Source organism: Acinetobacter sp. NIPH 2100, assembly GCF_000369805.1.
Lineage (GTDB): Bacteria > Pseudomonadota > Gammaproteobacteria > Pseudomonadales > Moraxellaceae > Acinetobacter.
On the sequence record NZ_KB850224.1, the window covers coordinates 880,400 to 901,698 of the forward strand.

Annotated in this window: 17 protein-coding genes; 11 read left to right on the forward strand and 6 right to left on the reverse strand. The window is 40.5% G+C overall.

Annotated elements, in window-relative coordinates; genetic code table 11:
* Positions 1-95: 95 nt before the first annotated feature.
* From F887_RS13835 to F887_RS13815, 5 genes are all read left to right on the forward strand, one after another.
* The gene (locus F887_RS13835; protein WP_005292089.1) at positions 96-1,505 is read left to right on the forward strand and encodes a hypothetical protein; all 1,410 of its coding nucleotides are present in this window, start codon (positions 96-98) and stop codon (positions 1,503-1,505) included.
* Positions 1,506-1,723: 218 nt separating this feature from the next.
* Positions 1,724-3,307 carry a hypothetical protein gene (locus tag F887_RS13830; RefSeq protein WP_005292090.1) on the forward strand — a complete coding sequence of 528 codons (1,584 nt, stop codon included), beginning with the start codon at positions 1,724-1,726 and terminating at the stop codon, positions 3,305-3,307.
* Positions 3,304-4,056, forward strand: a complete 753-nt coding sequence (locus tag F887_RS13825; protein WP_005292091.1) for a hypothetical protein — start codon at positions 3,304-3,306, stop codon at positions 4,054-4,056. The genes F887_RS13830 and F887_RS13825 overlap by 4 nt, the downstream gene beginning before the upstream one ends.
* A gap of 29 nt (positions 4,057-4,085) precedes the next feature.
* The gene (locus F887_RS13820) at positions 4,086-6,518 is read left to right on the forward strand and encodes a DUF6160 family protein (RefSeq protein ID WP_005292093.1); all 2,433 of its coding nucleotides are present in this window, start codon (positions 4,086-4,088) and stop codon (positions 6,516-6,518) included.
* 123 nt (positions 6,519-6,641) lie between these two features.
* Positions 6,642-7,661, forward strand: a complete 1,020-nt coding sequence (locus F887_RS13815) for a DUF6160 family protein (RefSeq protein WP_005292094.1) — start codon at positions 6,642-6,644, stop codon at positions 7,659-7,661.
* A 76-nt stretch (positions 7,662-7,737) separates the two neighbouring features.
* Here the strand turns inward: F887_RS13815 and F887_RS13810 are convergent, their stop codons facing one another.
* Positions 7,738-8,667: a tRNA dihydrouridine synthase gene (locus F887_RS13810; protein ID WP_005292096.1), complete on the reverse strand. Its 930-nt coding sequence runs from the start codon at positions 8,665-8,667 to the stop codon at positions 7,738-7,740.
* A gap of 80 nt (positions 8,668-8,747) precedes the next feature.
* Positions 8,748-9,557 carry a cytochrome C assembly family protein gene (locus tag F887_RS13805; protein ID WP_005205568.1) on the reverse strand — a complete coding sequence of 270 codons (810 nt, stop codon included), beginning with the start codon at positions 9,555-9,557 and terminating at the stop codon, positions 8,748-8,750.
* 147 nt (positions 9,558-9,704) lie between these two features.
* Between F887_RS13805 and ffh the strand changes: the two genes are divergently transcribed.
* On the forward strand, positions 9,705-11,114 hold the full coding sequence (ffh, locus tag F887_RS13800; RefSeq protein WP_005292099.1) for a signal recognition particle protein: 1,410 nt from the start codon (positions 9,705-9,707) through the stop codon (positions 11,112-11,114).
* Positions 11,115-11,276: 162 nt separating this feature from the next.
* Positions 11,277-11,864 carry an RBBP9/YdeN family alpha/beta hydrolase gene (locus F887_RS13795; RefSeq protein WP_005292102.1) on the forward strand — a complete coding sequence of 196 codons (588 nt, stop codon included), beginning with the start codon at positions 11,277-11,279 and terminating at the stop codon, positions 11,862-11,864.
* Here the strand turns inward: F887_RS13795 and F887_RS13790 are convergent.
* Positions 11,834-12,577: a pantothenate kinase gene (locus F887_RS13790; RefSeq protein WP_005292105.1), complete on the reverse strand. Its 744-nt coding sequence runs from the start codon at positions 12,575-12,577 to the stop codon at positions 11,834-11,836. The genes F887_RS13795 and F887_RS13790 overlap by 31 nt on opposite strands.
* Before the next feature lie 15 nt (positions 12,578-12,592).
* Complete coding sequence (locus tag F887_RS13785; protein ID WP_005292107.1) at positions 12,593-13,369, reverse strand: biotin--[acetyl-CoA-carboxylase] ligase; 777 nt, start codon at positions 13,367-13,369, stop codon at positions 12,593-12,595.
* 6 nt (positions 13,370-13,375) lie between these two features.
* Here F887_RS13785 and F887_RS13780 point away from each other — a divergent pair, with 6 nt between their 5' ends.
* Complete coding sequence (locus F887_RS13780) at positions 13,376-14,176, forward strand: sulfite exporter TauE/SafE family protein (protein WP_005292109.1); 801 nt, start codon at positions 13,376-13,378, stop codon at positions 14,174-14,176.
* 6 nt (positions 14,177-14,182) lie between these two features.
* On the opposite strand, the gene F887_RS13775 is transcribed toward F887_RS13780, so the two are convergent.
* Positions 14,183-14,725, reverse strand: a complete 543-nt coding sequence (locus F887_RS13775) for a GTP-binding protein (protein WP_005292112.1) — start codon at positions 14,723-14,725, stop codon at positions 14,183-14,185.
* A 14-nt stretch (positions 14,726-14,739) separates the two neighbouring features.
* Positions 14,740-15,705 carry a hypothetical protein gene (locus F887_RS13770; protein ID WP_005292114.1) on the reverse strand — a complete coding sequence of 322 codons (966 nt, stop codon included), beginning with the start codon at positions 15,703-15,705 and terminating at the stop codon, positions 14,740-14,742.
* 351 nt (positions 15,706-16,056) lie between these two features.
* On the opposite strand from F887_RS13770, the gene F887_RS13765 reads away from it, so the two are divergent.
* From F887_RS13765 to F887_RS13755, 3 genes are read left to right on the forward strand one after another with little or no spacing between them, the layout of a single operon-like run.
* Entirely contained in the window at positions 16,057-16,752 is a 696-nt protein-coding gene (locus F887_RS13765; RefSeq protein WP_005151133.1) for a GntR family transcriptional regulator, read from the forward strand.
* 10 nt (positions 16,753-16,762) lie between these two features.
* Entirely contained in the window at positions 16,763-20,248 is a 3,486-nt protein-coding gene (smc, locus tag F887_RS13760; protein WP_005292117.1) for a chromosome segregation protein SMC, read from the forward strand.
* A 1-nt stretch (position 20,249) separates the two neighbouring features.
* Positions 20,250-21,242 (forward strand): cell division protein ZipA C-terminal FtsZ-binding domain-containing protein, encoded by a 993-nt coding sequence (locus F887_RS13755; RefSeq protein ID WP_005292118.1) that lies wholly within the window; start codon positions 20,250-20,252, stop codon positions 21,240-21,242.
* Positions 21,243-21,299 lie beyond the last annotated feature (57 nt).

Here is a 21,299-nt window from a genome sequence, read left to right on the forward strand (position 1 = left end):
ATTTTCATCGGAAAATGTCTTTTTTTTGTGAAAAAATGGTTATATTAATGTAATGGATTTTTGTTCTTTTTTTAACCATAAAAAGGATTTTTATGATGAAAAATAAGTACCTGATTGGTTTTTTTTGGATTTTTATAGGGAGCTGTCTAAGTTCTTTATCTGTTGCGTCCCCAACGTTAGAAAGTATGACAGATGATGAAATGTCAGCAATAACAGGTCAAGCTTTAATGAGTCTATCTTATATAAGCCCAACTGATGCCAATAATTTAGAATCTAGCCGTACAGGTGGAAATACTAATACAGGTTTTTACCGCTTAGGTATGGAAGCCAAATTGGAATTAAATGCAAATATTAAAAAATTACAATTAGGTTGTGGTGGCGTCAATGGTGCTGGTGGATGTGATATTGATTTTGATAATGTAAGTTTATCGGGTTTAAAACTTGATAGTAATGGTAATCCACTAGCTATGACGCGGGAGGAAAGAGCGAGCTCTTCAGCTGAATTAACAAACCCATATATAGAGTTTGCAATCAGAAATCCGAATAGTGCATCAACGCGTGAGGTTGTTGGGCTAAGACTTGGCTCAGAATTAGCAAATGGTTTGTTAACTATTGGTGAAAATAATGGAACTATTAATGGTATTAACTCTTTAAGCGGTTATATGAACATTGCACCAACGACAGGAACAACTCAAACTGCTGCAGGAAATTTAACACAAACAATTACTGGTCGCGTAAATGTTGGAGGATGCATCAGTGGGTGTCCAGTTGGTTTTACAACAGATAATAAGCCACTTTCAATTCCTTCTATGCCAGTTTCATTCAATACAAAGTCTTCAGATGTGCAAGGTATACGTCAAACTTTTGCTACAGTGGGCGCCTCAGCTAAAGTTCCAAGTATCCTCTTGACTGAGAGTTCAGGAAGTAGAACGGCAAACATGCCAGGTTGTTTCTGGGTATTAATTGTCCCTTTGTGTAATTATAAAATTAATGATTTACGAATTAATGGCAGTATTGATAATTTATATGTAGATGTTAGTTTACAGCAATCATTGGGCTTAATTCATAGTATTCCTATTAAGTCTCCATTATCATTGTCATTACAAAAGCAAAAGATGCTATGGCCAAATGCTCCTAAAAGCCCAGTTACAAATCAATATGTTGCAGCTGAACAAGGTTGGTGGTTAGCTGCAAATGATCCAATCAAATTAGGAGCTCTTGCAACAGCGCCTGGATTTACAGCAGATATTTCCTCTGCCTATCCACAGGTGGCAAGTATTGTTTCGACTTATCTATACAATAATCCCCTATATGTTCCATTCGGTGATGCTGTAGGTTCGGTATTTACCAGTAAATTGATTGCAAATGTAAACTCGGTTGATTTAAATAGCTACACAAACCCTGCTGTAGGCGGAAGCCCCGTTCGAGTTAATTTAAAAGATTTACCTTTGGGCGCAGTACAAGATGTAACATCTAATTGCTATGGTGGGCTAAGATTTTGTTAATCGGATAAAAGCAGCTAAAGCTGCTTTTAATTTCACTTATCGGAAAAATGTAACATTTCCCCTCTTTTTTTTGCATTTGTGTAATTGTTAGGCATAATAATCTACATTAGCTGAAATTGAGTGATGCTTGGATGCGCATCATTATTGGTAACGATTGATCACTCAAATGGATTAAAAAAATAAAGTTGGTGCGGAGCATCGTTAACAGGAAGGTCAAGATGACTACACTTCATACGGTATCTTTTCAAAAAAAATTGTTGGTAAGTCTTATTGGCTTATGTTTTAGTCAATCTGTTTTTGCATTACAAGAATTGACAGATCAAGGGTTAAGTGAAACGACTGGTGAAGGGATTGCAATTTTACCAACAAATAGCTTTTTTGTGTTTCGGGAAGCTGGCGCAAATGAAACATTAAATGCCCTTTTGACCGATCGTACCAAAGATACAGGTTATATCCATTATTTACCCATCGGCGGTCTTACTTCCACGGTTCAAGATACCAATAAAGATGGTTATGTCTCCGATGGAACTACGGCAATTGGCGGTACAGTTAGACCAATTGATCATTCTGTAGGAAAGGCTGATCTGTATTTATATGGTTTAGCATTATCTAAAAATGCTAGTAATAATAGTAATAGTCGTTTAGATAGTGGAATGACGGGTAGTACTGCAAATGCTGCAATTACATCTTGGGGAACGGCGGCGAATCCATGGTTATTTAAAACAACCACTGCTAAAAATGTACCTAATTTTAGTGCGACAACTTGTTCAGGTGCTGCTGATACTAAATGTCAAGTGACCTATCTGAATCTAGAAGCTCCTCTTTATGAAACAACAGTTCCGACCTTAGCAGCAAATGGAGCTGATGCTTATAACTTGAAATTGGCATTATGGGCTGATGCATTTGTAAGAGATCAAAGTAAAGCAGAAGGTGATGCTAATCAATTCAATCTAGGTGAAAACTTTGGGCAAAATACAACTGGGCGTGCAAATAGATTACGTTTACAAGGTGTTTGGAATGGTTTTAGCGTCAATGGTAGTAACTTACAGGTTTTTCAAACTTTAGGTGGCGCTACGAACACCAATGGTATGAGTTCTTTTTATAATAATACGCTCGGACTATCAGGAATTCTGCGTTTTAACAGTGGTACAGGAACAACAGCATCAGATGCAGATGTTTTACGTTTAAGTACTCGAGAATGCGGTGCAGGTAATCCAAATGGTTGTACTACTGGAACAGCTCAAGGCCTGTTAGCAAGTCCAGGTGTCAGTGGAAGTGGAGCAACAACAGCACCGAACTTCTCTCCAGATGAAGGTTTATTTATATATAACTTAAATACAAATTTAGTGCTCGGTTCACTTTATCAACCTTTAATTTTAGGTTCTGATGGGAAAAACTTTAGCTTAGAAATTGCCCGAATTCCGAATAAAGTAGAGATCTATTCCAAAATATATACGCGGTACGCCGGGGATACAGGAGATTCAACGGTTACATATTATGGATCAACTTGTAATGTATTTACCTGTGGTACAAGTACGTTAGCTGGCTATCAAGGTGGTTCGCCACGTAATGATTATGGCAGTAGCAGTTTGCCAGCAAATACTACATTACCAACACATAGTAGTATAAGTATTGGGTCGGTGACGCAAGGCGCTAATAATTTACTTATCGCTGATAAATCTGCTTCAGCAGTAGGTATTTCATTTGGAAAAGCAGGGACATCTGGTGCTACCAATATGGGATCAGCCGTTATAGATGGTTTACTGATTCAACATATGAAAATCACTACGGCGGGGTTATGATGAAAACGATAACTTTACTATTTTTGCTTTTTACAACAGTAGCTCATGCTGGCTTGGAAACATTAGATAATAATGAAATGCGGGCAGTTGAAGGGCAGGCTGGTGCTGATTTGTCATTAAAACTTTCGTTAAACCAAACCCCCACTTTTCAATTTGATAATGGTGTTGGTGGTGTATGTCAGAATTTGGCGTACTGCCATCTTGGAATTTCTGTAAATAAACGTTTTGTTGACGCAAGTAATAATGCGGTTAGTGATCCTACCAATAGTAATCCTGCAAATAAACTTTGGTTAGTATTTAAAGGTATACAGGGAACAGTTAATCTTCAGAAACTGGGTTTAGATGGTTTTGATTTGACTTATAAAAATGATGGTGGTCAAGATATTGTTAAACCATCGATGATGTTTAGTTTGGATGCAACATTACCAATTCTGATTAGAAACCTCGGTTTTAATGCACTCTCAATCGAGAAAGATGATTTTACAAGTTACTATGACACTACCACAGGAAAATTAATTGAAGGAACGAACCCAGCAGCAGCACCCACAACTGGCTATGGTTATTTAAAAGCACCAACCTATACTGCAGTTGCACAAAAAGTAGGGACAGTGGCGAGCGGAGCGACCACAGCCAATAATTATGATACTGGTCGTGAAACAGGATTTATGGGACTAAACATGAATGGTAACTTGGCAATACAAGGGAAAATGATGATGTTTTCTTGTGATGCTAGTCATCCACGTTGTTAATTAAGTCTATTTTTCAAAGGATTGAAGTGATGAAAAATAAAAATGTAAATCACAGGAACATAATTTTTGCGCTCAATACTTTGGCTGCAAGTATATTTTTTATTAGTCACTCTGCTTATGCATTACAAGCATTAGATGATAGTGCTCTACGTAGTGTGAATGCTCAGGATGGTGTTCATATTGAAACGACGTATGACAATATTAATGTAGATCAGTTTTATTGGCAGGATAATGCTGGCCGAGGAAGCTCAGATGCAGTTGGTACGACGCTAAAAGCTGTAGCGAATAATTTTAGAATACAAAAAAATGCTTTAGGGGACCAACTTGGCACAAACTATAAGTTAAATACGGGAAGTAATGGTGCAAAGACAGGTTTAGATATTGAGTTATCTTCCAATCCATCATTAATTACAATTGGTTCATTCCAGATTTGTGATCCGAACAGATGTAGTAGTGATATTGGTAACTTAGCGATTCAAACGACTTCGCCATTAGATTTAAAATTTAAGACGACAGATGGTTTATTTAGTAAAAATAGTCAGGCATCGTTGGAGCTAGGACTAAAAAATGCCACAGTTTATTTAGGGCAGACATCGAATAGTCAGTTGAATCAATTGATTTTAAAGAACTTTAACTTTAACTTTCTTGGTAAGGGCGTAATGTTTGTAGACTCAGCAGAAGGTATGAAGCTACAAACAAATAATGCCTTACTGATTGGAAATGCTGCTAATGCATCATTAACCCAAACGCCAAATGGAGATTATGGATATGTCGATTTTACCCGTGTTAAAGATACTGGGGCTGTAACTGCAGGTACCTATTCAGAGGGCGGTGTTGCAACCAATTCGGGCTTAAACCTTGAGTTTATGCTGAATAAAAATGTGAATCCGAGTTCTCCCTATACACTTGATTCTACCAACACACCATTGAACCAACAAGCCGCACCAAATAATAAAGCACAGGGACTTATTCGCGTGGGTGCGAATGGTCGTATGGTCAATGGTTCTCTTCAAGTGCGTGGTCTGAATGCAAATTCAGCTACTGATCCAAACTATAGTACAAACTATGGTGATCCCAATGGAACCAATATCTTAGGTAAGACCAGTGATGGTAAAGCAATCATGGGTGATACAGGGATTGCATTCCGTATGAAGGCCGAATTCACCAAAGACGGTGACTCAATGTTGGGAAGTGATGGTAAAGCAACGACTTTAGAAATTGGGGGGGCTGGATTAAATACCTATGGTTTTGAATTTGGTAATTTAACAGGATTACAGTTAGGTACTCGAGGCTCATTTGATACGGGTAATGTTTATATCAATTTGGTTGATGCAAAATCTGTATTCTTACCAGCAAATTATATTTTTCAAACCTCTAAGTTTGGGAATGGTAGCTTCTTAACTCAAAATTCTGATTATATTCAAAGTATTCATACACAAACAGGAACTACTAATCCATACAGCCTATTAGTAGCAATTCGTGGAGCGGAATTCCAAGCAATTTCTAGACGTGGTCGATTTACCAATAGTGCAACTAATAATCCTGAAAGTGGTTATGCTGCAATTACAGAGCATACAGACAACAATTGGGGTTTGGCATTACCATTCTATAATCTAAATGCCAATATGGCGATGTATGGTACGAGAATTAATGCAAACGAAGCTTTTTACTTTGATAAAGCTGGTGTGAAGCGTAGTGTTGCAAGCAGCGGAGATACACCTCGATTAGGCTTCTCATTGGGCATGAGTACTACTGGTGTAGATCGTGATACTGGTAATAATAGTGCTTTAGGAAATAAAACCACTTCAATTTTAGTCATTGATGGCGCAAAAAATTATTATATGGGTCTTCGTAACATTGATATGTTATTGAAAGGAACTGGTAGCATTGGTCTTGAAAATGGTAGTTTGAATGCAACATTGAAAGATATGCTAATCGTTATGGCTGCAGAAGTTGCTGCAGGATATTTACCTGGGGCTTCATATAGCGGTGGTGTTGCTCCAAATAATAACTTTGCATTGAGTAATGATGTTTTATTCGGTCTAAAACTTCGTGTTGGGGGGGATATGAATCTTTCTCTGATTCCGAACAATGAATATAAAACAGATGGTACTGGTAATGCGATGAGCATTGTTGGAGATCTAAAACTGAATGCAGCGAGTAATAATACTATTCAAATCAGTGACCCTGTGGATGGTTCGGCGTTAGGTTTAGACAATATCCAAGGTGATCTCGCATTCAATAATGCAATCCAAATTAATCGACATAGTTCTGGTGAGGGCGTAGTGAGTTTTAATACAGCCTTAACATTTAATCCAAATCGTACTACTGATGGTGTATTTAGAACCAAAGATATTAATCTTTATGGACCTAGTGGTGGTGCGGGTGCTCAACGATTAGGCGAGATGGCGATTACTGGAGGGCGTTTGACAAGCCAACTTTCGATTATGCCTAGAAACTAATTCACTTTGATAATGAAGACAGTCATTTTCCATCTATCTATTAATTGCGAAAATGATTGTGCTTCGAATGTGTTATGCTAATCTATAGTACATATTTTAAACATTTGTCTACGGATGAGGACAATGAATAAAAACAAGAAATTAGGATGTTTGTCATTATTGTTGCTAAGTCCATTAACTATGGCAATGCAACCCATGGATGATCAAAGTCTTTCTGCAACCACTGGGCAGGATGGTTTAACGATTGGTGTCCAGGCAAACGTTCAATTTAATCAAATGGCAATCATTGATAATGATGGTCTGTCCTATACAGGTTATACGGCTCCATCCTATGCCAATCGCGCAGGTTTAGTTATTGCTGGTGTCGCTGGGCAATCGACAACAGCACCTGTGAAAGTGTCTGGTCTAAATGGCAGTACAGAGACAATACTAGGTTTTAAAGCCACTATTGATACTGATGCTGGAACAGCTTCTACTGGTGGAGCATTTGCCAATATTGGTTTAGCCTTGGATAGCAATATAACGGGTCTTCGAATTTCTCCATTTTCAATATATACAGCTAGTCCGACTTCACTTTCAAATATGAGTGGTGGTACCTATACACGGAACTCGATTTTTAGCTCAGGTACTTTACTGAAAAGTGATGTAAAAGAGTTATTACGTGTGGGAGGGATCGATATCGTTTTTGGTTCCAATAAACCGAGCATGAATATTCAGCTGGGCGCAGCGCCTCAAGGACGTATGGTCCTTTTTGATGGAGCAATTGAGTCAATCTGTGGCTCAGGCACTGGTTGTAATATTCTATTAGTGTCGGACTATGCTGCTGCTGGAAACTCTACTACAACACCTGTTGGTGCGAGTTTTGACTTTAAACTAACTGGAAATAATGGTAATCCTTTTGGGCTGAAAGGCTTCTATGCAGGCATTTATGGTTCAGCAGGTACTACGGATAAAGGTGGAGTTGTGTTTGGAAATGCTGGCACAACCGATAAGTTTGATCTACAGCTAAATAATGTATTACTTGGTACCAGTGGCTCTCAGAAGACAGGTACTTTTAATAATTTGCCGAATGCTTCCATTGGTAATATTGGTATGACTGGTGCTTCTATAACAAATCTACAAATGAAAGTGAGCGGAATGTAGTTAGATCATAAAATCAATTTTAAAGCGGCTTAGGGCCGCTTTTTCTATGGGGTTTTTTTAGCTATGTTCGGGAGGCTTAACTTTTTTCTAAATATTGAATGATTTCATCCAATTGTTTGATTTTTTTTACATGACCCCACAATGCTTGTGCTTCTGGATAAGCTTTGGTCATCATGCCTAACCATTGTTTATAACGTCCAATCATTCCAATTTCTGTCTTGTATTGACCGCTTAAAAAACGTTGTTGAAGTACAACCAAATCCTGCCACGATAGTAGCGCATGATCCATATCTTGACGGATACAGAGGGTTAAATCTGGTGTCGTCACTGCACCACGTCCAATCATCAAATCATGGCAGTGCGATTGTTCTAAGCAGGCTTTTGCATCTGCATTATTCCAGATTTCACCATTGGCAATCACATTGATGCTCAAAGCTTCGGTAATCGGTTGGATCTTTTCCCAATACGCAGGTGGAGTATAGCCATCTGCTTTAGTACGTGCATGCACTGTGAGCCAGCTTGCACCTGCATCTTCAATGGCATGGGCATTATCTAAGGTATGGTTTTCATCAAGATAACCAAGGCGCATTTTTGCTGAAACAGGGATGTGTGCAGGGACTGCATCACGAACGGCTTTGACCAATTGGTGTACGGTTTCAGGCTCATCCAGCAGAACAGAGCCACCACGATGACGGTTAACAGTTTTTGCCGGACAACCAAAATTAAGATCAATCGCAGGTGCACCTAGCCCAACCACTTTGACAGCATTGGCGGCTAACATCTCTGGATTATTGCCAAGAAATTGCACATGTACAGGCGTACCAGCCGCTGTTTTACCTTGATTTTTAAGTTCAGGACAGAAACTATCGTAGATATGATCTGGCAGAATGCTATCGGTAATACGGATAAACTCAGTCACGCACCAATCAAAACTGCCAACATGAGTGAGCACATCACGCATGATTGGATCAGTTAGACCTTCCATCGGAGCGAGTACAAGTTTCACGATTTTTACCTAATTAAGCGAAAACAGCGTTATACGCATTTTCAGAAAGGCTGTCTAGTTTTTATTAGAATGCTAAAAATCTAACGCCCCAAAATCATTTCTAAAACAAATTTACTGCCCATAAAACCAATGGCAAGTAGGACAAAACCCGTAATGGTAAAACGAATCGCTTTACGACCACGCCAGCCAAATTTGTAATGTCCAATTAATAACGCGCCGTATAAGAACCATGAAATGATACTAAACGCGGTTTTATGTGCCAGATGCTGTGCAAAGAAATTATCAATGGTAAAGAAACCAAATAACAATGCTGCGGTCAATAAACCAAAGCCTGTAATAATCAGGTCAAACAGTAAGGATTCCATCACTTGGAAGGGAGGTAATAAATTGACCCAGATCCGTCGTTTTTGCTTCTTTTTCAATTCTCGATCTTGGAACCAGAGCAACACCGCATGAATGGTTGCCATGAGCAAAACTGCATAAGCAGACAATGACAGAATAATATGTAAATCTAAACCTAAGCTATGTTGTTCAATAATTTGATTGGGTTGGCTAAAGGCGAAGCCGAGAATTAAACCAAAGGCGGCAACAGGGGTTCCGATGAGGTTTAATGGAAGAATAGGGCGAATCAGACTCAAGATTAAACTGAGTGCCAACATGAGTCCTGAAGTAAATGACATCAAGTTAAAGACATCATAGTTCACCCCAATCGGTGTCATCATGTCTTGGTAGAGCACAGTACTATGCAGTACCAGCCCTAATCCAACCATAAGACCATAACACCAAAGATTTGGACTACGTTTTGACATCAATCGTATAAACAAATACCAAAAAGAACTGGTATAGGCGATAAGTGCCAAAATTGTGTAAACCAAGGGGAGACTGATCATGTCAAACCTTTTGTAGGAGGATGAATAATATTCACCATATAAGATATAAATTCACTTCGAACTACAGTATCCTATAGCATCTTACGCATAAATTTTCTATTTTAAGAAAGATTTTTTTGCAACTAGCCATTTTAAGCGGATTTCGCAATGTTTGATACCTTAACAGAACGACTCACACAGAGTTTAAGAAATGTTACTGGCTCAGGGCAGCTGACCGAAGACAATATTAAAGATACCCTACGTGAAGTACGTATGGCACTTCTTGAAGCCGATGTGGCGTTACCTGTAACTCGTGAATTTATCGCGAAGGTTAAGGACGAAGCGCTTGGGCAGGAAGTGATGACTCAGCTTTCTCCTGGTCAGGCATTTGTAAAGATTGTCTATGATGAACTCACCAAGATGATGGGTGAGGCAAATGAGAGTTTAGATCTAAGCGCAAAACCGCCTGTAGTGGTATTACTCGCTGGTTTACAAGGTGCGGGTAAAACCACAACTGCAGCAAAATTAGCGCGTTTCTTGAAAGAACGCCAAAAGAAAAAAGTCATGACCGTTTCTGCTGACGTGTATCGTCCAGCAGCAATCAAGCAGTTAGAAACAGTATCGAATGAAGTTGGTGTGGGTTTCATTCCATCAGAAGCATCTGAAAAGCCAATTGATATTGTCAATCGTGCCATTGAGCAAGCGAAAATTCAGTTTGCGGATGTCTTGATTGTCGATACTGCGGGTCGTCTACATGTCGATGAAGACATGATGGATGAGATTAAAGAATTACATGCTGCGGTGAAGCCAACCGAGACTTTATTTGTCGTTGATGCAATGACAGGTCAGGATGCTGCCAATACAGCAAAAGCGTTTAATGATGCTTTGGCTTTGACTGGTGTAATTCTGACTAAGACGGATGGTGATGCACGCGGTGGTGCAGCACTTTCTGTTCGTGCCATCACAGGCAAGCCAATCAAGTTCTTGGGTATTGGTGAAAAACTAGATGCACTTGAGCCATTCCATCCAGATCGTGTTGCACAACGTATCTTGGGCATGGGTGACGTCCTTTCTTTAGTCGAAGAAGTTGAACGCAAGATCGACAAAGAAAAAGCCGAAAAAATGGCGAAAAAATTGCAGAAAGGCGGAACCTTCAACTTTGAAGATATGCTGATGCAGTTTGAACAAATGAGCAAAATGGGCGGCATGATGGGGTTCTTAGATAAGTTGCCTGGTATGAGCAATGCGGGCATTCAGGATGCGATTGAAAAAGCCAATCCTGAAAAGCAAGTTAAGCGTATGGAAGCCATTATTCAGTCGATGACGATCAAAGAGCGTCGTAATCCTGATTTGATGAATCCAAGCCGTAAAAAGCGTATTGCTGCAGGTTGTGGTATGGATGTAGCTGAAGTCAATAAGCTGATCAAGCAACAAGCGCAAATGGCGAAGATGATGAAGAAATTTGCCAATCCATCGGGTATGAGCAAAATGCTGAAATCATTAGGCAATATGCAAAAACAATTTGGTGGCGGCGGTAATATGGGCCCTTTATTTGGTAGCAATGACCAGAAAAAGTAAGTTCTGTTGACTTCCTAAAAAGGCGCTTAATGCGCCTTTTTTTAATCTATTGAAATGAGGTCTATTGTATAAATTTAATACAAAATATCAACATTCAATGGAATCTAAAAATAAGAAAATTAAAGGTAAATCTATGTTTTATATTGAAAAGTAGTGTTAAATATGTCACATAATTCAAAAAATAATGTATTTATTCTGCATTGTGAGAATGCCGATCCAGAACAGCACTGGTATCTCTGGCTAGAACAGCAATTGAAAAGTGAAACGGTTGGGGTTGAACGTATTTTTCTTGCTGATGCAAGCCATCCTGAAGCTGAGATTTGGCAAACGTGTTTGGAAGCCCAGTTAAAAGGCTTGAATGAGCACAGTATCGTGGTCGCACATGGTTCATCTTGTGTGGCTGTCGCCCGATTTTTAGCAAAAAAATTACAGCAAACGACATTGAAAGCAGGGATTTTTATTGCAGGGTTTAATGATGCAATATCCAACCATCCAGAATTTAATGCCTTAATTGAGCATTCACCTTTTGAGAGTGGGATCTTGCGAGCTAATATCAAACGACGACTGGTTTTCTTTTCCAGCAACAATCCAATTGTACCTGTTCCTTTAACGTTTAAATTTTCCAACTTACTGAATGCCCAGTTGATTGAGGTGGCTCAAGCTGGGCATTTCCGTCGTGAAGATGGTGTTAATGAGTTTCCGCAGTTATTGCAGGCGATTCAAACTTTAGTGAAAGCAGAATTGAGTTGAACATAGTATCTTAAGCCTTTAAGCAACAAGTCGGATTCAACCTGAGGCTGATAATGGCTGAGGAATTTAGAAAATAAGCTCGCATCGCCACCTGTTAAGATCAACTTTTTAGGCGATTGTTGCATAATTTGATCGATGCTGCTGATCAGGCCAAGCAAAATACCGTGATGGACTGCATCGACAGTATTATGGCCAGGTTTTAAATTATCAAAAGCTGAATCAGGAATCTTGATGCCTTTGGTATTCTGGATCAGTGAATCTCGTTGCAGATATAAATTTGGCAAAATATAACCACCCAAATGCTGTAATCCTTCGACCAGATCAATGGTCAGTGCCGTACCACAACCAATCACACAAAAGTTTTCGTCAGGCTTCGCCATCGCCAAAACTTGCAACCAACGGTCAATCCCGAGCTGGCTTGGGACATCATAGCCACAGTGCAGCCCAGCATATTCCGCATGGACTTTGGCGAAAATAATCGGAATATCCAGAATGTCGAGAATCATCTGAATACGTTGATTATTCTCTGAATCTAGAACGGAAGAGATTCCGACACGACTTAAATTTTGATGGCGAAAGTGTTGAATCAATCCCAGCAATAGGTCGGCAGGTGATTGTAGATGGAGCTCGGCAGCATGTTCGATCACTTGATCGTGTGCCGTGATCCAGTATTTTAAGCGGGTATTACCAATGTCCAGCCATAAACTTTTCATAGAATCATCATTTCCTCAAATCGAAGCGAGACGCAAACGGCCTTGATAGAATTGTTGAGTCTGATCAGTTTTGATCAGCACCGCACCGTCATTATTGATCCCTTGAAACAGTCCCTGAATCTTGCCTTGCGTATATTCAAATTCAACCTGTTGATTGAGCCAAATCGCGTGATGGTTAAAGCGTTCCGCTAAATTATAGCTACCATGTTCAAACCATTGTGCTGCTTGTTGAATTGCAGTGTAGAGTTCAGCAATTAGCGTTAAACGATCAATTTGAGCTAAACCGAGCATCGCTAATGAGGTAATCGGTTGATCTGCATTTTCAACGGGTGGGGTATTTAAATTAATCCCAACCCCGACAATGGCTTGGTGAGGGGAAATAGGTTCAACCAAAATCCCGCCCCATTTACCTTGGGGACTGTATAAATCATTTGGCCATTTGACTTGTAAGGTCAAACCACGCAAGCTCGGCATCTGTAGAATATTCAACGCAACTTCAAGTGCAAGACGACCATCCAGTGCTGTCTTGGTTTGAATCAGTGTGCTTAAATAAATATTGCCCTCAGGAGAGGCCCATTGTCGTTGGTGTTGACCGCGACCTTGTGTTTGTTGTGCACTGCATACCAATCCTGTTGTAATGCCTTTTTGTGCAATTTCACGTATATCATCATTGGTTGAGGTTGTGGTTGTTTTTAGTAGCACCACTTCTGGAAACTGATTTTTTGCGTTCAATAATTGTTGAAGCTGGCGGGTTGCGAAATCATCCATCATTTTTACAAGTAGAGTGGTCATGTGTTTATGGAGTTAATCATATATTTGCTGATTGGCGCAATTGCTGGATTTACTGCGGGGCTATTTGGTGTGGGTGGTGGCCTAATTATTGTGCCAATTTTATATATTGTCTTTACTCAAATGAATTATGACCCCAATGTCATTATGCATATTGCAGTTGGAACATCATTAGCAACCATTATTGTGACGTCGATCAGTTCGGTGATGGCGCATCATAAAAAAGGAGCGGTACTTTGGTCGGTATTCCGTAATTTAGCACCAGGCTTGGTACTCGGTTCATTCCTTGGCGCGGGTATCGCTGATTTGATGTCGGGCCAGCATTTACAGTTGGTGATTGGTGTCTTCGCAGTCTGGATGGCGTATAAGATGTTTAGGGGCGCGAATGCTGTTGTTGACCCAAATCGTCATTTACCGTCAGCGCCTTTACAGCTTGCTGCTGGAGGGGGCATTGGTGCGGCATCAGCGATTTTTGGGATTGGTGGTGGCAGCTTAACCGTGCCTTATCTCAATCGTCATGGTGTGGTGATGCAAAAGGCAGTCGCAACCTCAGCAGCGTGTGGTTTACCGATCGCGGTTGCGGGTGCACTCGGTTTTATGTGGTTTGGCGCGAAAGAGCAGATTGATGTACCGAATACCATTGGCTATATCCATATCTATGCGTTCTTGGGCATTAGTGTGATGAGCTTTATCACTGCAAAATTCGGTGCCAAAGTTGCACATCGTTTATCGCCAGCCATGCTGAAAAAATGTTTTGCAGGTCTGTTGGTGGTGGTCGGTAGTTATTTTATCTATAAAGGCTTGGTCTAAGTTGTTTTAGTGGGTTAGCCCATAATGTACTTCAATGCTTGCAATCAAGGTTTCGACCAGAAGAAGTACATCATCTTGCTGGCGTGCATCGATAAAAAACAAGGGATAATTTAATCCTTGTGCTGCTTGCCATTCTCGATAAATTGATCGTGTGCGTTCAGGCATACGATCAATATGAGTCACTGCAACTACGATATTATTGCCAAAGGGTTGGAATGCTTGAATATATTGCGCTAAATCAAGCAGCGGGTTTTCAGCAGCATGATCAATCATTACAATCGTACCCATTGCGCCTTTGCAAATCACCGACCAGATAAAATCAAAGCGGTCTTGACCTGGTGTGCCATATAAACCGACTTTGACCCCATCATCCAAGGTCAGCTCACCATAATCAATGCCAACAGTGGTGAGCAGTTTTTCATGTGATTCGGTATCGGTATTCAGTGCCTCCGTACTCAGCACCTCAATTTCAGATAAAGCTTTGATTGCCGTGGACTTGCCCGAACCCATCGTGCCGCCAAAGACAATTTTATATTGGTGTAGGATCATATCTGTAACCTTGATTAAAAGCCTAAACGATGACGGAGTCGACCAAACAGTTTTTTCATAAAATGCAGTTCTGTCTCGTTCTGCTGATTTTGAGGACGATATTTCGCTTCAGGGTCTTTAATCAGTTTTCCACAGTTTGCACCTAAACAAGCAGCTACGAAGTGCCGTACTTTTTGTTCAGGTAGATTTAATTGACTGGCAACGATGCTGATTTGTGCACCTTGGGCAAAGCACGCTGACATGCGCAAGATATCTTGACGATCCATTTTATGCTTTGGTTGTGGCCAGACATCCAGATAAAAACTGGAAGCAGAGGGTGGACACAATTCTTCAAAGTCCATGGATGTCCACAAGAGATGCCATAGCCATTGTTTTAAATCTTGTTGCGGTGCATCGGCAATCCAATGCTGATCATTTTGAGTCGCGTAGGTGTAATTTAAACTTGGATCAGTTTGAAAAGACTGATATTCAGGATTTTGCCAAAGCCATTCATTGCGTGGATCTGCAATCGCAAGTAAACCCTGACTATCAAAAAGCTGTATCTTGCCATTTTTAGGTTTTTGGATTTCTTGCAGTACCTGTTTAATTTGTTTGCGGTGGAATAGAGGCGATGAATCTTCTTCAAGCATGACCTGATCTTGGTCTAAACCCGTATTCAGCCGAAGGCTAAGCCAGTGGTGTAAGGAATGAAGGTGATTCAGCGGCAGGAACAAGGTGTCATTTTCTATGGCACTATTTTTATCTGCATCATTGGCGATTTTGAGGACATTGATCTTGTTATTTTGCAGCAGGCTTTTGATATTAGGAGAGTCAAAAAATACCTGATTGATCATTAAGATATCAAGTTGCGGCTCGGCAATATTACTCCAATTAATTTGCACATGATGAGGAACAGCCGTTTGAACTTGCTGTTTTAACTCATTTAATGTTCTGAGACTGAGCCCAAAAATTGCAATATTAATGGCTTGATGAACACCCATGCTTTTACTCATCTATATGCCCACTGAGTCATTCAGCAGAGAATTTAAACTGTGATATTTTTTATGAAAATATTATTTTTTGTGATTTGCATCAATTAAAAAGCGATAAAAGAAGATGTTTCAGATATATGGTTGAAGGGAGACTTAATTCGATAATATATTGATATTTTAAAGATAAAATCTTTATTCTTTTACAAATATTGAGAATTTTTCCTAAATTTTTATAACGATTGGCTTAAAAAGCAATAAAATTGTCAGACAATGATATAGAATTTATGGGGCCAGATCAGTTAAAACAAAAAAGCGCAAAGAGCATTGGACAATGCGTATAACAATGATAGCGAGGGGCTCATGAATCTCGAAGAGGCTGATAGTCTTTCTGAACAGATTGCAAAATATATTAGTGAACAAATTATTAGCGGTGAGCTGGTTGAAGGCGAACGTATTCAAGAGCTGCGCATTGCGAAAGAATTGGATGTCAGTCGTGGCTCAGTTCGTGAGGCATTGTTGTTACTAGAACGTACCTATTTAATTGAAATTTTTCCGCGTCGTGGGGCGATTGTCTCTGAGATGTCAGCACAACAAGTCAAAGCATTATTTGACACCAATGTGATGGTGTTGGGACATATTGTGCAACGCATTAGCGAAACTTGGCGTGTGAATGAAGCGGAGCAACTACAAGCGTTATTGGATCAACTGGTCGAGTTTGTTCGTGCGGGGGATATCGAAAAATTTTACGATGCGATTTTTAAATATCTGGCTGAACAACACGATATGGTGGCAAATCCCTACTTGATGCAGTTCTATAAAGAACTATTGCCTTCATTACGTCGTAGTTATTTTTTAACCTTAAATACCTCACGCCGCGAGCTACAAGAGTCATTTACCCTATTTAAACTTGTGATTGATGCTATTTTGATCCGAAAATCACAACAAGCTGCTTTATTTATGGAAGATTTTTGTCGACACTTGCGCAACCTTGTGTTGGAATCTCTGACACGTATGAAACAGATTGAATTGGCTTGGGCTAGACGCTCACGCCGCTAGTTAGGGCAGTATGCGTTTAAGCAGTTTAAAACTTTCAGGCTTTAAATCTTTTGCCGATAGTACAACATTACATTTTAAGGCAAACCGTACTGCGGTGGTTGGGCCGAACGGTTGCGGTAAATCGAATGTCATTGATGCAATTCGCTGGGTTATGGGCGAGTCCAACGCACGTCAATTGCGTGGCGGCAGTATGCAGGATGTCATCTTTACCGGCACGGCCAAGCGTAAACCTGTTGGTGTTGCCAGTGTAGAACTTCGTTTTGACAATACCTATGGCAAATTAGGCGGGGCCTATAATGCCTATAATGAGCTGGCAGTGCGTCGCCAAGTTACGCGTGAAGGTAAGTCTGAATATTTCTTGAATGGCACCCGTTGCCGTCGTCGTGATATTACCGATATTTTCTTGGGAACCGGTTTGGGACCACGTTCCTACGCTGTCATTGAGCAGGGTATGATTAACCGTCTGGTTGATGCCAAGCCAGAAGAAATGCGCGTGTTTATCGAAGAAGCAGCAGGGGTATCGCGTTATCAGGCACGCCGTCGAGAGACCTTACAGCACTTAGAACACACTGAACAAAATCTGGCGCGATTGGATGACATCGCCGCAGAGCTGAAATCACAGCTGAGAAGTTTGAAACGTCAATCTGAAGCTGCGATTCAATATAAAACTTTAGAAGGTCAGATCCGTACTTTAAAAATCGAGATTTTGTCCTTCCAAGCCAATCAAAGTCAGAAATTACAGCAAGAATATACCGTTGAAATGACGGCACTGGGTGAAAACTTTAAACTGGTTCGTTCTGAGTCACAGACCATTGAACATGATCTGGAAGCAACCAGTGCTTTATTTCAACGCCTGATTCAGCAATCTTCACCTTTGCAGCAAGAATGGCAAAAAGCAGAAAAAAAGCTGGCTGAGTTGAAAATGACGTTGGAGCAGAAACAGAGTCTGTTTCAACAAAATAGCACCAGTCTGATTCAGCTTGAACAGCAGAAAGTCCAAACCAAAGAGCGTTTGCAACTATCAGAGTTACAGGTCGAAACTTTAACGACCCAATTTGATGAGCAGAATGAAACACTACTGGCGTTAGAACAGCAAACACAAACAGCAGAACAGAATTTTACTGATATTCAGGCACAACAAAAGCAAGCACAGCAGCAATTTGAGCAACTTAAAACACAGGTCGATCAGCAACAACAGCAAAAGTTGCAGATGGCTGCGCAAATTGAACAGCTAGGTAAAAATGTGCTGCGGATTGAACAGCAAAAGCAGACATTGCAAGCACAAAGCAGCCAAATTCGTGCGCACGTTCAAGATGATGAACAGGCTCAACTCGAACAATTACAGCAACATCTTCAACAAGAGATTGCTGTATTAGAAACTGAGATTGAACAGTTACAGCAAAATCTACAGGTCCAGCAAGATCAGCAACAGTTGCAAAAGACTGATGTACAGAGCTTGAAAACAGAGATTCAAGTTTTACTGGCTGAACAAAAGAATTTGAATCAACTCGTTGCAAAGCAAAGTCCGAAACAGAATCAAAATGTGACTCGTCTGATGCAAGGTTTGCGTTTGACAGTTCAAGGTAAAAGCCACGCGACGATTATTGAAAAATTCCTAGCCAAGTGGTTGCAAGCGCATTTATTGGAAGGCGAACAACCATTTCAAGAAGGTGTGGCGAGACAGTTAAGAAATCCCTCCCAACCTCCCTTTGATAAAGGGAGGAGTTCCCCTCTTTTTCAAAGAGGGGTTAGGGGAGATTTAAAATATCTATCAGACTGGATCGAAGCACCCCAATCATCATTATGGGCAAATGTTGCTGTAACTGACACCTTAGCGGCTGCATTGGAACATCAAGCGGATCTCAATCAAGCACAGTCGATTCTAACACTGGATGGTTATCATGTCGGTGCCGATTGGGTTATTGCGCTGCATTATGATGAAGACAGTCAAACTGCGCAGGGCATGCTCAGTCATCAAGTGCGTTTAGAGGAAATCGAACAGCAACTTGCACAGAAACAACCACAGTTACTTGAACTGGAAACTCAATTCTCACAACAGCAGCAAACTTTACAACAGCATCAGCAGAGCTTGCAGCAACAGCAGCAAAGCCTGAAACAAAAGCAAAAAGAGCTGCAACAGCTGGATGTACAGATTGCCAAATTACAAAGTACAGCGCAGGCATTTGTCATACAGCAACAGCAACTTGCCGACCAACTCAAGCAGTTGGATGTGCAACTTGAAGAAGATGCGATGCAACGGGATGATCTGGAAATTGATCTACATGCATTGGCAATCAAATTGGAAACGGTATTACCCAATTACAAGACCTTGCAGTTTCAGGTTGAACATCTCAATGAACAGTTAGATGAACAGCAGCAACAGCTTAGTCAACAATTACAACAACGTGAAAGTTTGCGTCGTCAAACATCTCAGGCCAATCAGCAAATTGAATTGTTAGAGAAAGATATCTCGTTCCTGAAAACACAATATCGTCAAATCATTGAACAAATTGAGCAGGCCAAGAAATTTGTTGACCCGATTCAGCTTGAACTGCCAAATTTAGAGTCGCAATTCCACGAGCAATTTCAGCAAACAGAAAAGCTGCAAAAAACGTGGAATGAATGGCAACTTGAACTCAATCAAGTTCAAGAGAAGCAACAGCAACTCACTGAACAGCGTCATCTGGCTCAGCAGAAAGACGAGCAGGTGCGTGAGCAGTTGGAACAAAAGCGTTTAGCATGGCAGGCTGCAAAATCAGATCGTGAGCATTATCTGGAACAACTCAAGGAGTTGAATGCAGAAGTTTTAGCTGATCTGTCGATTGAAATTAAAGACCATCAACAAAAACTGGAAAAGGCTCAGCAGCAATTTGAAAAAATTGGTGCGGTCAATCTGGCAGCTTCACAAGAATATGAAGAAGTGTCGCAACGTTTTGATGAACTCAGCCATCAGATGCAGGATCTACAAAATACCGTCGATCAACTCAAAGATGCCATGAAAAGCATTGATCAGGAAACACGTAAACTGTTTATGACGACTTTTGATCAGGTCAATCAAGAGCTACAAGTGCTGTTTCCAAAGGTATTTAGCGGCGGTGAGGCGACGTTGAGCCTTGAAGATGATTGGCAGTCAGGTGTGAAATTGATGGCACGTCCACCAGGAAAGCGCAATAGCTCTTTAGCCTTGCTTTCTGGGGGGGAAAAGACCTTAACGGCCTTGGCACTGGTCTTTGCCATCTTTAGATTGAACCCTGCGCCATTCTGCGTATTGGACGAAGTTGATGCGCCACTTGATGATGCCAATGTACAACGGTATTGTAATTTGGTAAAAGAGCTTTCTGAACAAGTGCAATTCATTTACATTACACATAATAAACTGGCGATGACCATGGCAACTGATTTACTTGGAGTAACCATGCCAGAACCAGGTACATCAAAATTAGTGACTGTCGATTTAGAACAGGCAAAAGAATACGGGTTAGTTGCGGAGTCCTAGTATGGAAATGAATACAATAATAGGCATTGTTATCGCCGTTGTGATTATGCTCGTTGGTTTGATAATGATTTTAAGAAAACCAAAACCGGTTGAGCCGTCTTTAGAAGCAGATTTACATATTAATCCTGATAGTCAGCAACCTGTCATTCCTCGTCATGTGCGCGATCAACTTTTACAAAATGAAGTGCTGACCACAACTGAGCGTGTTGAGCCAAGTTTAAATACTGAATCGATTCCAGCAGAGCCTCAAGCTGAAAAAGCTGCTGATACGTCAAGCATTGCAGCAGAAACAGAACAAACAGCCATACCAACAGCAACTGCTGAACCTGTGGTAGAAGTTGACGCTGTACAGAAAGAGCAAGTAATAATCGCTGAGTCTGAAACTGAAGTTGTTTCTGAAGATGTAGCAGCAGACAAGGCTGAGGAAACTAAAACTGAAGCAGAGCTGAGCTTGAATCCAAATATTGAAACGGTTGCAATTGAAGAATTCGACGGTGAAAGCAATATTCTGGATGTACATTTACATGAACAGCAGCGCTACGACGACGAAAGTGCCTTAGCAACCGCAGAACAAATTATTGCCCTGAATGTTTATCCGAATCCACGCCGTGCCTTGTCTGGTGATAAAGCACTCAAAGTATTATTGAAATACGGCTTACGTTTCGGTGAAATGTCGTGTTTCCATCGTTATGAAAATACCGATGAGCCAAGTGCTTTGATGTTCTCGGTATTGCGTATGACTGATAACGGTCCTGCAGGTTTTGATTTAGAAACTTTATCGGGTGAACAAGTGCAAGGTCTTGCTTTCTTCTTGGCTTTACCAAATAGCAAAGCTGTTACGGGTTATGACATGATGACCAGTATTGCCGGCTTAATTGCGCGTGAAGTCGATGGTAAGGTCTATGATGAAAACAATTTAGAGTTTACGCCACAGTTGAAAGAACATTGGCGTCATCATGTGATTGATTATCGTCCAAATCAAGCAACAGTCTAATGAATCTTTTATAATAAATTCAGTAAAAGTTACAGGGCGGTTTTTCCGCCCTTTTAT

Excerpts from the sequence above, each read along its gene's own strand:
- F887_RS13780 (WP_005292109.1), top strand. The coding sequence starts at position 13,376 with ATGGAGTTAATCATATATTTGCTGATTGGCGCAATTGCTGGATTTACT.
- ffh (WP_005292099.1), top strand. The coding sequence starts at position 9,705 with ATGTTTGATACCTTAACAGAACGACTCACACAGAGTTTAAGAAATGTT.
- F887_RS13820 (WP_005292093.1), top strand. The coding sequence starts at position 4,086 with ATGAAAAATAAAAATGTAAATCACAGGAACATAATTTTTGCGCTCAAT.
- F887_RS13775 (WP_005292112.1), bottom strand. The coding sequence starts at position 14,725 with ATGATCCTACACCAATATAAAATTGTCTTTGGCGGCACGATGGGTTCG.
- F887_RS13765 (WP_005151133.1), top strand. The coding sequence starts at position 16,057 with ATGAATCTCGAAGAGGCTGATAGTCTTTCTGAACAGATTGCAAAATAT.
- F887_RS13815 (WP_005292094.1), top strand. The coding sequence starts at position 6,642 with ATGAATAAAAACAAGAAATTAGGATGTTTGTCATTATTGTTGCTAAGT.
- F887_RS13805 (WP_005205568.1), bottom strand. The coding sequence starts at position 9,557 with ATGATCAGTCTCCCCTTGGTTTACACAATTTTGGCACTTATCGCCTAT.
- F887_RS13795 (WP_005292102.1), top strand. The coding sequence starts at position 11,277 with ATGTCACATAATTCAAAAAATAATGTATTTATTCTGCATTGTGAGAAT.
- F887_RS13785 (WP_005292107.1), bottom strand. The coding sequence starts at position 13,369 with ATGACCACTCTACTTGTAAAAATGATGGATGATTTCGCAACCCGCCAG.
- F887_RS13790 (WP_005292105.1), bottom strand. The coding sequence starts at position 12,577 with ATGAAAAGTTTATGGCTGGACATTGGTAATACCCGCTTAAAATACTGG.
- smc (WP_005292117.1), top strand. The coding sequence starts at position 16,763 with ATGCGTTTAAGCAGTTTAAAACTTTCAGGCTTTAAATCTTTTGCCGAT.
- F887_RS13770 (WP_005292114.1), bottom strand. The coding sequence starts at position 15,705 with ATGGGTGTTCATCAAGCCATTAATATTGCAATTTTTGGGCTCAGTCTC.
- F887_RS13835 (WP_005292089.1), top strand. The coding sequence starts at position 96 with ATGAAAAATAAGTACCTGATTGGTTTTTTTTGGATTTTTATAGGGAGC.
- F887_RS13755 (WP_005292118.1), top strand. The coding sequence starts at position 20,250 with ATGGAAATGAATACAATAATAGGCATTGTTATCGCCGTTGTGATTATG.
- F887_RS13825 (WP_005292091.1), top strand. The coding sequence starts at position 3,304 with ATGATGAAAACGATAACTTTACTATTTTTGCTTTTTACAACAGTAGCT.
- F887_RS13830 (WP_005292090.1), top strand. The coding sequence starts at position 1,724 with ATGACTACACTTCATACGGTATCTTTTCAAAAAAAATTGTTGGTAAGT.